This window comes from Microbacterium sp. LWS13-1.2 (assembly GCF_040144835.1).
GTDB lineage: Bacteria > Actinomycetota > Actinomycetes > Actinomycetales > Microbacteriaceae > Microbacterium.
In genome coordinates, this window is sequence record NZ_CP151632.1 from 1,549,167 (window position 1) to 1,563,547 (window position 14,381).

General features: G+C 71.6%; 12 protein-coding genes. 6 read left to right on the top strand and 6 right to left on the bottom strand.

The features are described 5' to 3' along the window. The first annotated feature begins 75 nt into the window (after positions 1-75). The 5 genes from MRBLWS13_RS07440 (at position 76) to MRBLWS13_RS07460 (ending at position 7,321) form a co-directional block, all read left to right on the top strand. Positions 76-1,521 (top strand): cytochrome ubiquinol oxidase subunit I, encoded by a 1,446-nt coding sequence (locus tag MRBLWS13_RS07440; RefSeq protein WP_349428384.1) that lies wholly within the window; start codon positions 76-78, stop codon positions 1,519-1,521. Positions 1,522-1,539: 18 nt separating this feature from the next. Beyond that, on the top strand, positions 1,540-2,571 hold the full coding sequence (gene cydB, locus MRBLWS13_RS07445) for a cytochrome d ubiquinol oxidase subunit II (RefSeq protein WP_349428385.1): 1,032 nt from the start codon (positions 1,540-1,542) through the stop codon (positions 2,569-2,571). Positions 2,572-2,782: 211 nt separating this feature from the next. Further along, positions 2,783-4,501 carry a thiol reductant ABC exporter subunit CydD gene (gene cydD, locus MRBLWS13_RS07450; RefSeq protein WP_349428386.1) on the top strand — a complete coding sequence of 573 codons (1,719 nt, stop codon included), beginning with the start codon at positions 2,783-2,785 and terminating at the stop codon, positions 4,499-4,501. 170 nt (positions 4,502-4,671) lie between these two features. Beyond that, complete coding sequence (gene cydC / locus MRBLWS13_RS07455) at positions 4,672-6,303, top strand: thiol reductant ABC exporter subunit CydC (protein ID WP_349429011.1); 1,632 nt, start codon at positions 4,672-4,674, stop codon at positions 6,301-6,303. 73 nt (positions 6,304-6,376) lie between these two features. Further along, complete coding sequence (locus tag MRBLWS13_RS07460; RefSeq protein WP_349428387.1) at positions 6,377-7,321, top strand: capsular polysaccharide synthesis protein; 945 nt, start codon at positions 6,377-6,379, stop codon at positions 7,319-7,321. Between the two features lie 47 nt (positions 7,322-7,368). Here the strand turns inward: MRBLWS13_RS07460 and MRBLWS13_RS07465 are convergent, their stop codons facing one another. From MRBLWS13_RS07465 to MRBLWS13_RS07490, 6 genes are all read right to left on the bottom strand, one after another. Continuing rightward, complete coding sequence (locus MRBLWS13_RS07465; protein WP_349428388.1) at positions 7,369-8,919, bottom strand: SDR family oxidoreductase; 1,551 nt, start codon at positions 8,917-8,919, stop codon at positions 7,369-7,371. 66 nt (positions 8,920-8,985) lie between these two features. Next, entirely contained in the window at positions 8,986-9,594 is a 609-nt protein-coding gene (locus MRBLWS13_RS07470; protein WP_349428389.1) for a GNAT family N-acetyltransferase, read from the bottom strand. A gap of 356 nt (positions 9,595-9,950) precedes the next feature. Continuing rightward, positions 9,951-11,051: an ABC transporter ATP-binding protein gene (locus MRBLWS13_RS07475; RefSeq protein WP_349428390.1), complete on the bottom strand. Its 1,101-nt coding sequence runs from the start codon at positions 11,049-11,051 to the stop codon at positions 9,951-9,953. Beyond that, positions 11,048-11,881, bottom strand: a complete 834-nt coding sequence (locus MRBLWS13_RS07480; RefSeq protein ID WP_349428391.1) for an ABC transporter permease — start codon at positions 11,879-11,881, stop codon at positions 11,048-11,050. Before MRBLWS13_RS07480 ends, MRBLWS13_RS07475 begins: the two co-directional genes overlap by 4 nt. Continuing rightward, complete coding sequence (gene modA / locus MRBLWS13_RS07485) at positions 11,878-12,684, bottom strand: molybdate ABC transporter substrate-binding protein (RefSeq protein WP_349428392.1); 807 nt, start codon at positions 12,682-12,684, stop codon at positions 11,878-11,880. Before modA ends, MRBLWS13_RS07480 begins: the two co-directional genes overlap by 4 nt. A 1-nt stretch (position 12,685) precedes the next feature. Next, a complete protein-coding gene (locus tag MRBLWS13_RS07490) occupies positions 12,686-13,078 on the bottom strand; it encodes a TOBE domain-containing protein (protein ID WP_349428393.1) in 393 nt (130 codons plus the stop codon). Positions 13,079-13,465: 387 nt separating this feature from the next. Between MRBLWS13_RS07490 and MRBLWS13_RS07495 the strand changes: the two genes are divergently transcribed. After that, the gene (locus MRBLWS13_RS07495; RefSeq protein ID WP_349428394.1) at positions 13,466-14,323 is read left to right on the top strand and encodes a PHP domain-containing protein; all 858 of its coding nucleotides are present in this window, start codon (positions 13,466-13,468) and stop codon (positions 14,321-14,323) included. The last annotated feature ends 58 nt before the right edge of the window (positions 14,324-14,381 follow it).

Here is a 14,381-nt window from a genome sequence, read left to right on the forward strand (position 1 = left end):
GACTCCCCCTGTGGTCTGACCACATGCTACTGTGTGGTCAGACCATACAGTCAGTCCGACGATCGGAAGCGCAACATGGATCTGCTGGACCCTCTGCTGCTGGCGCGCTGGCAGTTCGGCCTCACGACGCTGTACCACTTCCTCTTCGTGCCGCTCACGCTCGGCATGGCGCTCACGGTCGCGATCTTCCAGACCGCGTGGTTCCGCACCGGCAACGTGAAGTGGCTGCACTTGACGCGGTTCTTCGGGAAGATCTTCCTCATCAACTTCGCGATGGGCGTCGTCACCGGCATCGTGCAGGAGTTCCAGTTCGGCATGAACTGGTCGTCCTACTCGCGGTTCGTCGGCGACGTGTTCGGGGCTCCGCTCGCCTTCGAGGGTCTGATGGCCTTCTTCTTCGAGGCCACCTTCATCGGCCTGTGGATCTTCGGCTGGGACAAGCTGCCCAGGGCGCTGCACCTCGCGAGCATCTGGATCGCGACGATCGGCGCCTGGTTCTCGGCATACTTCATCCTCGCGGCGAACGCCTTCATGCAGAACCCCGTCGGCTTCAAGATGGCCGAAGACGGCTCACGCGCCGAGATGACCGACTTCTTCGCCGTGCTGACAAACCCGGTCGCGCTGGCGGCCCTGCCGCACACCCTGTTCGCGGCGTTCATGATGACCGCGGGCGTCATCGTGTCGATCTCGGCCTGGCATCTGCTGCGCAGGCAGAACGTCGACATGATGCGGTCGTCGCTGAAGTTCGGCCTGTGGGGTCTCATCGCCGCTTTCGCGGGTGTCGCGATCTCGGGCGACCAGCTGAGCCTCGTGATGGTCGCCACCCAGCCCATGAAGATGGCCGCCGCCGAGGCGCTGTTCGACAGCGCGTGCGGGGCGGATGCCTCATTCTCGATCTTCACGCTCGGCACCCCGGACGGCACGAGCGAGCTGTTCTCGATCCGCGTCCCCTACCTGCTGGCGCTGCTGTCGACGCATTCGCTGGACGGCTGCGTCGAGGGCATCAACGACCTCAACACGCTCTACACCACGGAGATGTTCCCGCAGTTCGCCGACCAGGTCGACGGCAACTTCGCCCCGATCCTGTGGGTCACGTACTGGGCGTTCCGCTGGATGATCGGCCTGGGCGGCGTCGCGGCGCTCGTCGCGGTCGTCGGCCTCTGGCTCACCCGCAAGAAGGCGACGCGCGAGGTCCCGGCGTGGGCCTGGCGGCTCGCGATCTGGGCGTGGCCGGCATCCCTGCTCGCGATCCTGGTGGGCTGGGTCTTCACCGAGATGGGCCGCCAGCCCTGGATCGTGTTCAGCCTGATGCTGACCGAGGACGGCGTCTCGCCCTCGGTGCCCGGCTGGACCGTCCTCATCTCGCTGACCGCGTTCACGCTCATCTACGCGGCACTGGCGGTCGTCGAGTTCGGACTCATCGTGAAGACGGCCAAGAAGGGGCCTGAGCCCCTCCCCGAGCCGGGCGCGCCGGATCAGCGCGCCCTGGCGGTCGAAGACACCCCGACGACGGTCTACTAGGAGCTTCAGGAGCACGTCATGGATCTCGCCTACCTCTGGTTCTGGATCGTCGGATTCCTCTTCGTCGGCTACTTCGTGCTCGACGGGTTCGACTTCGGCGTCGGCATGTCGCTGCCGTTCCTCGGCAAGAACGACGTCAGCCGGCGCCAGGTCATCAACACCATCGGCCCCGTGTGGGATCTCAACGAGACGTGGGTCATCGTGGCCGGCGCCTGCCTGTTCGCCGCGTTCCCCGAGTGGTACGCGACGCTGTTCAGCGGGTTCTACCTGGCGCTGCTGCTGATCCTGCTGGCGCTCATCCTGCGCGGCGTCTCGTTCGAATACCGCCATCAGCGCGACTCGCTGCGGTGGAAGAGGGGCTTCGACACGATGATCGTCGTCGGCTCGGCCGTGCCGGCGCTGCTGTGGGGCGTCGCGGTCGCCAACATCGTGCAGGGCGTGCCGCTGGACGCGGACCACGAGTTCGTCGGGTCGTTCCTGACCCTGCTCAACCCCTACGGACTGCTCGGCGGCCTCACCACGCTGCTGCTGTTCTTCACGCACGGCGTGTACTTCGTCGCGCTGAAGACCGACGGCCAGGTCGCCGCCGATGCGCGCCGGCTGGCCGGCCGTGCCGGCCTCCTGACGATCGTCGTCGCCGCCGCCTTCCTGGTGTGGACGGTGGGCATGGCGTTCAGCGAGGGCCGCGAGTTCGCCCTGGTGACGGCGATCCTGTCGGCGGTCGCCGCCGTGCTGCTCATCGCATCGTGGATCTCCAACGCCCGCGGTCGCGAGGGCTGGGCATTCGGGTTCGGCGCGTTCACGATCGTCACCGCGGTCCTCGCCGTCTGGTTCGCCCTGTTCCCGTACGTGATGCCGTCGACCGGCGACCCGGCCGGCTCGCTCACCATCGAGAACGCGTCCAGCACGGACTACACCCTCACGATCATGTCGTGGGCGGCGCTCGTCTTCCTCCCGCTCGTGCTGGCGTACCAGGGCTGGACGTACTGGATCTTCCGCAAGCGCATCACCCGCTCGCACATCGAGAAGGCCGCGGCCGTCGCGCACTGAGCTGAGCGGATGCCGCGGGCCGCGGCATCCGTCTCCTCACGTATCCGCCGCATCACCCCCCGGGATGACTTGCCGTATATGTGCGCGACACGCCGGCGTGTCGCGTACATATACGGCAAGTCAACGATGGGGACGGAGGAACCGGGGCGCGGGAGGGCGGAGCGGCGAGCAGAGGAGATGCGGCGGACCGATGGGTAGGGTCGAAGGAGCGATGGACGAGAACAACGGCGACGCCCCGGCCCCGACGTCGGGCAAACCCGTCGACCCGCGGCTGCTGAAGTACGCGACCGCCTCACGGTGGTTCTTCGCCGCGATCGCGGCGATCGCGCTCGCGCAGACGGCCGTGATCGTGGCGTTCGCCTGGCTGCTGACCCGCGCCATCACCGGAGCGGTCGACGGGATGCCGCCGGCCGAACTCCTGCCGGCTCTGAGCGCCCTCGCTCTCGTGGTCGCCGTGCGGGCCGTGCTGCTGTGGACGCGCGAGGCTGTCTGCGCCCGCGCCGCCGCGCGGGTGCAGACGCAGCTGCGCACGGCACTCGTCGCGGCGATCGGCGCACTCGGGCCCGAGTGGCTCGGAACCCGCAACTCCGCGGCGCTCGCGATCACCGCGGGGCGTGGCCTCGACGCCCTCGAGGCCTACTTCGGCCGTTACCTGCCCCAGCTGGTGCAGACGGTGGTGGCGACGCCGCTGATCGTCGCGGTGATGTGGTGGCAGGACTGGATCTCGGGGCTGACGGTGCTGCTCACCCTCCCCCTCATCCCGATCTTCATGGTGCTCATCGGTCTTGCGACGCGCTCCGTGCAGCAGCGGCAGTGGCAGACGCTGCAGCGCCTCGCGTCGCGCTTCGGCGACACCGTGCAGGGGCTGTCGACGCTCAAGGTCTTCGGCCGCCAGCATCGCGCTGCCGCGTCGATCGCGCGCGTCACCGACGACTATCGTCGCGAGACGATGCGCGTGCTGCGTGTGTCGTTCCTGTCAGGCTTCGCACTGGAGTTCCTCGCGTCGATCTCGGTCGCGATCGTCGCCGTCTCGATCGGATTCCGGCTCATCGAGGGGTCGCTCACCCTCGCCGTCGGCCTGTTCGTGCTGCTGCTGGCGCCCGAGGCGTATCTGCCGCTCCGTCAGGTCGGCGTGCAGTTCCACGCGGCGGCCGAAGGCATCGCCGCGACCGACGACGTGTTCGACGTATTGGATGCCGCCCGCCGACGCGGCGCGGACCGGGCTCAGGCAGCGATCGGCCGAGCCCCACGCCCGGTCGGTGAGCGAGCGAGGAACGAGCGAGACGAAACGCCCGGAACGCACCTCGAGCTCTCTGCCGTGCGCGTGCGCCGCGGAGACAGGATGCTGCAGCCCGTCGATCTGACGGCCGCCCCGGGCACCGTCACCCTCATCGAGGGACCGAGCGGCGCCGGCAAGTCCAGCGTCTTCGCGGCCCTGCGCGGCGCAGCCGCGTTCGACGGCGCAGCGGCGTGGAACGGCGTCGATGTCCGTGACCTCGCACCGGCCGAGTGGCTCGCGTGGGCGGGTCAGCGCCCCGGCCTGCTCGCCGGCACGATCGCCGACAACGTCGGCCTCGGCGACGCGGCGCCGGATGCCGAGATCGTGCGGCACGCACTGGACCTCGCGTGCGCAGGGACCCTCGACCCCGTACTCGAACTCGGCGTGCAGGGCGGCGGCCTCTCAGGCGGGCAGGCCCAGCGTGTGGCGGTCGCCCGCGCGCTGTACCGGCATCTCCGCGGGAACGCACCGGTGGTCGCGCTCGACGAGCCGAGCTCGGCGCTCGACCCGGAGACGGAGGGCCGGCTGTGGGACAGCATCCGGTCGCTCGCGGATGCCGGCGCGACGGTGCTCCTCATCTCGCACCGCACCAGCGCCCGCGCGATCGCCGACGCCGTGATCCGCCTCGAGCCCGCCGAGGTGCCCGCATGACCCCGACGCCCGCGCAGCCTCACGACGACCGTGAAACCCCACGGGACGGACGAGACCTCGGGCTGACCCCAGGGTCTCGTCCCCGCGCTGGGGTCTCGCGGTCGGCGCGTGGTCCTGGCAAGCGGAGCGGCGTGGAGGCCGTGAGCGCGACGCAGGTGCTGCGCGGGGCGATGCCGCCGGCGTGGAGGTTCTGGTGGGCACTGGCCGCCGGCTTCGCCTCCGAGGCGTCGGCGGTCGCGCTGCTCGCGGTGAGCGCGTGGCTCATCGTCCGCGCGAGCGAGCAGCCGCCGGTGCTCTACCTGTCGGCGGCGGTGGTCGGTGTGCGGTTCTTCGCGATCTCTCGCGCCGTGTTCCGCTACCTCGAACGACTCACCGGTCACGACGCCGCGCTGCGGCAGCTCGCCTCCACCCGCGCCGACCTCGTGAGGCGACTGGTGCCGCTGGCGCCGGACGGGCTGACGCGCACGCGCCGCGGCTCGGTGCTCGGGGCGCTCGTGGACGACGTCGACGAGCTGCAGAACCTTCCGCTGCGGGTGGTGCAGCCGCTCGTGTCTTCGGCGCTCGTGGCGCTCGGCGCGGTCGTGCTCGTGGCGTTCGTGTGGTGGCCGGCGGCGCTGACCCTGCTCGCCTGCCTCGTCGTCGCGGCGGCTGTCGCGACGCTGTGGGGATGGATGTCGGGCGCCCGCGCCGAGCGCGACATCGCACCGTTGCGGGCGGCCCTCGCCGACGCCGTGCTCGACCACATCGGCAGCCTCGATGTGCTCGCCGCCTTCGGCGCCGAGGCACAGAGCCGAGAGCGTATCGCCCGCGCCGACGCCGCCCTCCGCCGCGCGGTGGTCCGCCGCTCCGGTGCACAGGCCGGCACAGCCGCCCTGGTCTCGCTCCTGGCCGGGGCAGCCTCGATCGCCGCGGTGCTGGCCGCGGCGCCGGGTACGGCATCCGGCGCCCTTCCCGGCCCATCGCTCGCCGTGGTCGTGCTGGTGCCGATGGCGATCTTCGAGGTGTTCGCCACCGTTCCCCTGGCGGCCTCCGCATGGCGGCAGGTGCGGGCTTCGGCCGAACGCGTCGCGGACGCGCTGCCCGCGACGCCGCCGGCGGAGCTGGCGCCCGAGACGGTCGCGCCCACCGGTGAGGCTCCCCCGCTCGGCGACGGCATCCGGCTGCGTGCCGCGGAGGTGCGCTGGCCGGGTGCGGCGCAGGCCTCGCTGCACGACATCGACCTCGCGATCCGTCCGGGCGAGCGCGTGCTCGTGATGGGCGCGAGCGGCGCGGGCAAGAGCACCCTCGCCCACGCGCTGGTGCGGTTCCTCGACACCGAGGGCGGCTACGAGATCGGGGGGCGTTCCGTCCACGACCGCTCCCCCGACGACGTGCGGCTGACCGTCGGGCTGTGCGAGCAGCATCCGATGCTCTTCGACGAAGACATCCGGCAGAACCTGCTCTTCGCGCACGATACGGCGACGGATGCCGAGCTCGAGGCGGCGCTCGCCCGCGTCGGTCTCGACGCCTGGCTGCGCGAGCGCGGCGGACTCGGCGCGCGCGTCGGTGAACGAGGCGCCCTCGTCTCGGGCGGTCAGGCGCAGCGCATCGCGCTGGCCCGAGCGCTGCTGCGCGGATTCCCCGTGCTCGTGCTCGACGAGCCGACCGCCGGCGTCGACCCCGAGGCATCCGATCGGCTGCTCGTCGACCTGCTGAGCGCCGTGCGGGACGACCAGGCGGTGGTGCTGATCTCGCACGTGGCCGTACCCGACGGGCTCGTCGACCGCGTGGTGCGCCTCGAGGACGGCCGCATCCCGGTCTGACGGATGCCGGCGCCGCGATTCCTGACGCCATGTGATCCCGCTGGTGCAGCGGACCACGGCCTAGGCTCTGACCGTGAGCGACGGCATCCCGAACCCGTTCGAGGGTCTCGAGGCGCAGCTGCGACGTGCCGAAAAGTTCCGTGACACTGTCGACCCGGTGGCCGCGATCGCCGCGTACCGCACGTTCACCGAGTTCCTCCGCCCGCGCCTGCCCGAGCTGCGGATCGCCGCCGGCCTGCCGGAGCAGGCCGGCAGCCGCAAGGACGGCAGGATCCTCGCGCACCGCGACGGCGGACGCGTCGATCCCTCGGCGCTGAACCTGTACACGTTCTGGAACTCGCCGCTGGACTCCGCGCCCCCGCTCGTGCAGGCCTGCGTCGGCGAGATGTCGCGCCTCCACGACGACCTCCCGACACCGCTGACCGTGCTCGACGGCACGTCGGCGCGCGAGCTCGTGGAGATCCCGGATGCCGTGGCCGACGCCCTCGAGAAGGATCACCCCGCGCACTTCTCGGACTTCGTCCGCATCAGCGTGCTCGACCGCCTCGGCGGCATCTGGGTCGACGCCACCTGCTGGGCGCCCGCCCCGCTCCCCCAGGCGGTCGCACCTCTGCTCACCGCCGGCGCCCTGTACCCCCGCTGGACCCGCCGCCAGATCGGCAACTGGTTCATCGCCGCCGTGCCGGCGACGCCGCTCATCCGCCTGCAGCGGCTCGCACTCCAGGCCTGGTGGGAGTCGGGCGGCGGCATCCCCGACTACTTCCTCTACCACCGCATCTTCGAGGTGCTCCTGGATCTCGTGCCGGAGTTCCACGGACAGTGGGAGGCCGCACCCCCGCTCTCGAGTGCCGCCAGCCACCTGCTGCAGCTCGGCATGATGCAGCCGTGGGATCCCGACGCGATGCGATTCGTCGCGGGGGCGTCGATCGTGCAGAAGCTCAGCTACAAGTACGACGCGGTGCCACCGGGCTCGGTGCTGGATCGCCTCGTGTCGCACCGCCCGATCCTCACGGCGTGACGCCCGCGGCTGTCCTCACGGCCTGAGGCGCCGCGCCGACGCGCGGATCAGGCCTCGCCACCGCCGCCGCCCGCCGCGGCGGTCGCCGTGATGCGCCGTGCCATCCCCGCGAAGATGAACCCGTGGAACGGCAGGACGGCGAGCCAGTACAGTCGCCCCGCGAGCCCCCGCGGGAAGAACACCGCGCGCTGGTCGTAGCGTGAGCCGCCGCGCTCCTCGTCGGCCGCCGCCCGCAGCTCGAGCCAGGCGAGACCCGGCACCTTCATCTCTGCCCGGAGGCGCAGCATCCGTCCCGGTTCCAGCGCCTCGACCCGCCAGAAGTCGAGCGCATCGCCCACGGCGAGCCGATCACGGCTGCGCCGCCCCCGGGCGAGCCCGATGCCCCCGACCAGGCGATCCATCCAGCCGCGCACCGCCCACAGCAGCGGCGACGAGTACCACCCGTTCTCTCCGCCGATCCCCACGATGACGCGCCACAGCGCGTCGGGAGATGCCGGGGTGTGCGCCGTGCGGACGTCGCTGAACACCACGCGACCCGCCCAGTCGGGGTCGTTCGGCAGCGGGTCGCTCGGGGCACCGAGCACGCCGGCATCCTGCCAGCTGGTCTCGATCGCGTCGGTCTCGAGTTTGCCGAGCGCCAGCCGCACCGCCGAGCGGTAGGGAGTCAGACCGCCCTCCGGTGGCGGGATGAGCTCGTCGATCCCGTGGTCCTTCACGATGCACTCGTTCTGGAGCGACTCGACGAGCGGTCGCGCGATCGCGCGCGGGATCGGTGTCACGAGGTTGACCCAGTGCGAGGCGAGTCGTGGCGTCAGCACCGGGAGCGCCGCGATCGCGCGCTGGCGCAACCCGGCCTCGACGGCGTAGCCGTTCATCATCTGCCCGTACCGCAGCACGTCGGGGCCGCCGATGTCGACGGCGCGGTTCACGTCGGCCGGCAGTCGTGCGGCGCCCAGCAGGTAGTGCAGCACGTCGCGCACGGCGATGGGCTGGATGCGGTTGCGCACCCACCTCGGCGCCGGCATGTAGGGCAGCACCTCGGTGAGATGGCGCACCATCTCGAACGACGCCGACCCCGACCCGATCACGACGCCCGCCTGCAGCACGATCGTCGGGACGCCGCTCTCGAGGAACGTCCGCCCGACCTCCACGCGCGACTGCAGGTGCGGCGAGAGCGTCACCCCGGTCGGGTGCAGCCCGCCGAGATAGACGATGCGACCCACGGATGCCGCGGCCGCCGCGTTCGCGACCGTCTCGGCAGCGCGCCGGTCGGTGTCGGCGAAACGCCTGCCGCCCGACATCGAGTGGACGAGGTAGAAGACCACGTCGACGTCGCGCACGGCCTCGCCGACCGGGCCCTCGTCGGCGGCGTCGCCACGGACGATCTCGACGCGGTCGCCCCACGGGAATGCTGCCGCCCGCGCGGGATCGCGCGCCAGCACACGGACCTCGTAGCCGGCATTGAGCAGCCGGGGCACCAGCCGCCCGCCGATGTACCCCGTCGCGCCCAGGACGAGCGCGCGCGGCGCGGAGCCGTCGGGGCGCGGAAGCGCCACGAGTGCCGGCTCACGGCCGGTCGGCGCCGAGACATCGTCCACGAGGGCAGACTACGCGGGCATGCTCCGCACCCGGATGGGTTGACGCGAGGACGGTCGTCGCGTAGGTCAGAGGCGCGTCGCGAAGACCTGCGTACCCGCGGGCGACGGGATCGGCTCGAACCCGACGCGGGGATAGAAGGCGATCGCGCCGGCGTTCTCGGCCGAGGCGACCAGGTGGAGGCCGGGCACCCCCGCCTCGCGGAGGGCGGCTTCGAGCGTCTCGATCAGCCGGCGGCCGAGGCCCTCGCCCTGCGTCTCGGGCAGCAGGTCGATGTGCAGGTGCGCCGGGTACTCGTCACCGAACGGCTGGGCACCGCCCGCGCGGGAGTACGCGTAGCGGAGGATGCCGTCCTGCCGCGATTCGGCGGCCGTCTGCGCGCCCTTCGGCCGGGGCCAGCGCTCAGCGTGCCGCGGCCACCACTCGGTCCGGAACCATTCCTCGAACGCCGCGGAGTCGGCGGCGCCCACGATGTAGCCGACGACGCGGCCGTCGTCCGTCTCGACCACGAAGGCGAACTGGGGATGACGCGCCACGTAGGGCAGGACGAAGATCTCGGCCCAGAGATCGTCGTCGTCGAGGATGCCGGTCGCGTCGGCTCCGGCATCCGCTGTCTTCAGGCAGATGTCGACGAGCGCGGGTTCGTCACCGGGGCGAAAGGGGCGGATTCGCGTCACCGGGCGAGTCTATGAGATGCGCCGGACAGCCGTCTGGGGCCTGGGTCGTTGACGAAGCGTCCCGCTCTGGCGCGGTCCCTCGGCCCGAGGCGTTTCGTCTCGGTCGCTGGCGCTCCCTCGCTCAACGACCGGAACTTTTCGCCCGGTCGTTGAGCGAGCGAGGAACGAGCGAGACCTTCTGCCGGTCGTTGAGCGAGCGAGGAACGAGCGAGACCTTCTGCCGGTCGTTGAGCGAGCGAGGAACGAGCGAGACCTTCTGCCGGTCGTTGAGCGAGCGAGGAACGAGCGAGACCTTCTGCCGGTCGTTGAGCGAGCGAGGAACGAGCGAGACGAAACGCTCTGAGTGTGGCGGAGGCTCAGTGCTCGACGACCAGTCGCACGTCGGCCGGGTCCACGCGCAGCGTGATCGTGTCGCCGGGCGCGAGCCCCGCGGCGCTGTCGGCGGCGACGTCCACCGCGACGTCGGGATCGGCGGTGCGTATCCGCACCCCGGCCGGCGTCTGCTCGAGGCGCACGATGCGTGCTGTCCACTCCCCCGCGGCGTGGGGCGGCCCCTCGATCACCCGGACGGTGCTCGGCCGGAACACCGCAACAAGAGACGGATGCCGCGACCCCGCCGCGTGGGGCAGCACCAGGTCCCCGGCACGCCAGGCCGAGTCTGCGGGTTCGATGATCCCGACGACGCGGTTGAGTCCCGCCACCGCTGCGGCGAACCGGGTCGCCGGAGACGCGAGGACCTCGCGCACCGGTCCGGTCTGCGTGACCCAGCCGTCTTCGAGCACGACGAGGCGGCTCGCGAGCGCGACCGCGTCGACCGCGTCGTGGGTCGCGACGACGGCCGTCGTGCGCGTCGCCGCGAGCTGCTGATGCAGCAGGGCGCGCACGTCGCCGGCGGTCTCGGTATCGAGCGAGGTGAGCGGCTCGTCGAGCAGGATCGCGGCGGGCGACGTCGCGAGCGCCCGCGCCAGCGCGACGCGCTGCTGCTGTCCACCCGAAAGCTGAGCGGGCCGACGTTCGCCGAGGCCCTCCAGCCCGACGCGTCGAAGCCAGTCCGCGGCTCCGGCCGCCGCCACCGTCTTCGTGGCGCCGTGCACCCGCAGCCCGAACGCCACGTTGTCGTGCGCGCTGAGATGCGGGAACAGGCGCGGATCCTGCCCGAGCAGCACCACGCCGCGCGCCGCCGGCGTCGTGCGGCGCGCAGCGGAGCCGTCGGACGCGCGCCGGTCGAGCAGCCGGCCGTGCAGCCGGACCTCTCCCTCATCGAACCCCGTCAGCCCGGCGAGGACGCCGAGCAGCGTCGACTTCCCGGCGCCGCTCGGACCCATGAGGGCCACGACCCCGCCCGCCGGCACGCTGAGGGCCACGTCCAGCGCGAACCCGCCGCGATCCACGCGGATGCGGGCCTCGAGTCCCTCTGCGGCGCCGGTGGCCGCATTCTCGCCCGCCGCACCGCTCATCGCGCGGGCTCCGCGCGCCAGGCGCGTACGAGCAGCAGCACGCCGACGGCGGTGACGAGCAGCAGCAGCGAGAGTGCCACCGCCGTTCCCTGCGAGACGCCGGCGCCGTTGAACGCCGTATAGATCGCGAGCGGCATGGTCTGCGTCACGCCGGGAGCATTGCCGGCGAAGAGGGCCGTCGCGCCGAACTCGCCGATCGCGCGGGCGAAGCACAACACGATGCCCGCGACGAGGCCGGGGGCGGCGAGCGGGAGGGTCACGCGGGCGAGGATCGTCCAACGCCCCGCGCCCAGACCCGCCGCCGCCTGCTCGAAGCCGGTGCCGGTGGAGCGCAGCGCGCCTTCGAGCGCGAGTACGAGGAACGGCAGAGCGACGAAGGTCTGCGCGAGCACCACGGCGGTGGTGGTGAACGGGATGCGGATCCCCCACTCCGCGAGGATTCCGCCCAGCCAGCTGGTGCGGCCGAACAGGAACAGCATCGCGACCCCGCCGACCATGGGCGGCAGCACGAGCGGCACCGTCACGAGCGCCCGCAGCATGGCCGCCGTCCGCACCGTGCTCCGGGCGATGAGGAGGGCGAGCGGCACACCGAGGACCACGCAGACGATTGTGGCGACGGCGCCGGTCGCCAGCGAGAGGCCGAGCGCCGACAGGGCCTGCGGCGACGTGACATCGGTCCACAGCGTCGACCAGTCCACGCGCAGCACGAGGGCGCCCAGGGGCAGGACGAGCAGACCGAGCCCGATCGCGGCCGGAACCGCGAGCACGCGGGGCACGAACCCGGCGCGCTCCTCGTGCGTGCGCACGTCGCGTGCTGCGGCGACGGTCACGAGGCCCCGAATCCGAAGGCCGCCAACACCCGTCGGCCCTCATCGCCGAGCACGAACGCGACGAAGGCGCCGGCAGCCTCCAGGTTCGCACCATCATTCACCGCGGCGATCGGATACCGGTTCACGACACCGTCGGCGCCTGGCACCTCGATCGCGTCGACGGCACCCGTGGTCGCGGCGTCCGTCACATACACCAGCCCCGCGTCGGCCTCTCCGGCCGCGACCTTCGTGAGGACCGCGGTGACGTTCTGCTCGTAGCTGTCGACGCTCGGATCCACGCCGGCGTTCGCGAGGAGCGTCGCGGACGCCGCCCCGCACGGCACCTCGGCGGCGCACAGCACCACGGTCCGGTCGGGATCGGCGAGGTCCTCGAGGCCGTCGATCCCGCCCGGATCGCCTGCGGGAACCACGAGCGTCAGCGTGTTCGTCGCGAACAGCTCGGGATCGCTCGCGAGGCCCGCATCGACGACCTTCTGCATGTTCGGCTCGTCCGCCGCCGCGAAGACATCGGCGGGGGCTCCTTCGATGATCTGCGTCGCCAGGGTCGACGAGCCGTCGTAGGCGACAGGCTGCACGCGGAGGGACGGATGCCGCTGCTCGAACTGCGTCGCCAGCTCATCGAACGCCCTCTGCAGCGACGCGGCCGCATATACCGTGAGGTCCCCGGACAGCTCGGGCTCTGCCGAGGTCGTCTCCGCAGACGACGCGCCCGGATCCCGGTCGTCGCCCGTCGCGCAGCCGGCGAGTCCGAGCACGAGAGCGGCGAGGAGCGCTGCGACGCGAACGGTGGCCCCGTGGCGCACGTCAGGCTTTCGGGGTCTCGACGATCACCGTGGTCGCCTTGACCACGGCGACGGCGAGCGAGCCGGGCTCGAGTCCCAGCTCGCGCACCGCCTCGGACGACATGAGCGAGACCACGCGGTGCGGACCGGACTGGATGTCGACCTGCGCCATCACGCCGTCGATCTGCACACGGGTGACGAGCCCGACGAAGCGATTGCGCGCGCTCGAGAGCACGTCCGCAGGATCGCCCGGCGCAGCGGCGAGCTCGACGGCGCGGGCGGCGAGCGCGGCGCCCGGGATCTCGACGGGCGATGCCCCGGTCGTCGGCAGCGTGCCCGCGTCGATCCATCGGCGGACGGTATCGTCGCTCACCGCGAGCAGCCGCGCCGCCTCGGAGATCTTGTAGCTCGCCACAGCTCCACGCTATCACCGCGCATGCGGGTTGTCCGCGGGCATTTCCCCGCATACGCGGATTTCGGTTCGTGGTGCGCCACTGCCGATGCGCTGGGGCACCGACCAGATCACCGTCGAACCCGCCGCGCCCGCCGCGCCCGACGCGGCTGCCCCCGCGCACCGGCATCCTCCGTTCATGTTCCCCCACGTTCGGGTGTCACGACACGCCGCTACGCCGGCGTCGAAGTCACAACTCGCGACCCCTGAACGGTCTACGCACGCGCTCGGGTGTCACGACACGCCGCAACGCCGGCGTCGAAGCCACCACTCGTGACACCCGAACCGCCACGCACGCTGGAGAGTCACGACGTTGAAGGGTGCACTGGTGGCCGGAGTACTCTCGGCGAGATGACGGCGACTCTTCCCGCCGATGCCCACGTGCACAGCGAGTGGTCGTGGGACTGCGGCTCGGATCCGGCCTCGCAAGGCTCGATGGTCCGTACGTGCGAACGTGCGGTCCGGATCGGATTGCCGGCGATCGTGTTCACCGAGCACCTCGACTTCGAGCACGGCTGGAGAGTCGATGACGGTGACATCGGAGAGCACGCGCAGAAGTACGTCGACGAGAGCGGCCATGTGCGGCTGCCCGAGTTCGACGTCGAGGGCTATCTCACCGCGATCGAACGGTGCCGTCACGACTTCCCCGACCTGCGCATCCTCACGGGCGTCGAGTTCGGCCAGCCGCACCTGCGCGACGCGCACGCCGCCGCTCTGCTCTCCAGCGGGGTCATCGATCGCGTCAACGGGTCGCTGCACATGCTCCCCTTCGACGGCGCCGACCGCACCGAGCCGACCACGCTCTACCATCACATGCCCGCGGACGACGTGATGTGGAGCTACCTCGAGGAGATCCCGCGCATGGTCGCCGGCTCGGATTCCTTCGCGGTGTTCACGCACATCGACTACGCCGTGCGCTCCTGGCCGGTCGCCACAGCGGGCCCCTTCGACCCTCGCAGATTCGAAGACGGGTTCCGTGCCGGGATGCGCGCGATCGCGGCGTCGGAACGGGGCCTCGAGATGAACACCCGGCGGCTCTGGCCGTGGATCCCGCAGTGGTGGGCGGAGGAAGGCGGGCGCGCGGTCACGTTCGGCAGCGACGCCCACGGACCCGACATGCTCGCCGCCCACTTCCCGGAGGCGACGGCGATGCTCGAGCACTTCGGATTCCGGCCGGGCGCGCGCGCCGAGGACTTCTGGATCCGTTGAACCTGGGCGCTCCACCCCCGCGATGCGGGGGGAAGATCGGAGCATGGCACTCATCCCC

What these genes read in the sequence shown, in the direction of transcription:
- MRBLWS13_RS07440 (WP_349428384.1), top strand. Translation starts at nt 76, where the DNA reads ATGGATCTGCTGGACCCTCTGCTGCTGGCGCGCTGGCAGTTCGGCCTC.
- cydB (WP_349428385.1), top strand. Translation starts at nt 1,540, where the DNA reads ATGGATCTCGCCTACCTCTGGTTCTGGATCGTCGGATTCCTCTTCGTC.
- cydD (WP_349428386.1), top strand. Translation starts at nt 2,783, where the DNA reads ATGGACGAGAACAACGGCGACGCCCCGGCCCCGACGTCGGGCAAACCC.
- cydC (WP_349429011.1), top strand. Translation starts at nt 4,672, where the DNA reads ATGCCGCCGGCGTGGAGGTTCTGGTGGGCACTGGCCGCCGGCTTCGCC.
- MRBLWS13_RS07475 (WP_349428390.1), bottom strand. Translation starts at nt 11,051, where the DNA reads ATGAGCGGTGCGGCGGGCGAGAATGCGGCCACCGGCGCCGCAGAGGGA.
- MRBLWS13_RS07495 (WP_349428394.1), top strand. Translation starts at nt 13,466, where the DNA reads ATGACGGCGACTCTTCCCGCCGATGCCCACGTGCACAGCGAGTGGTCG.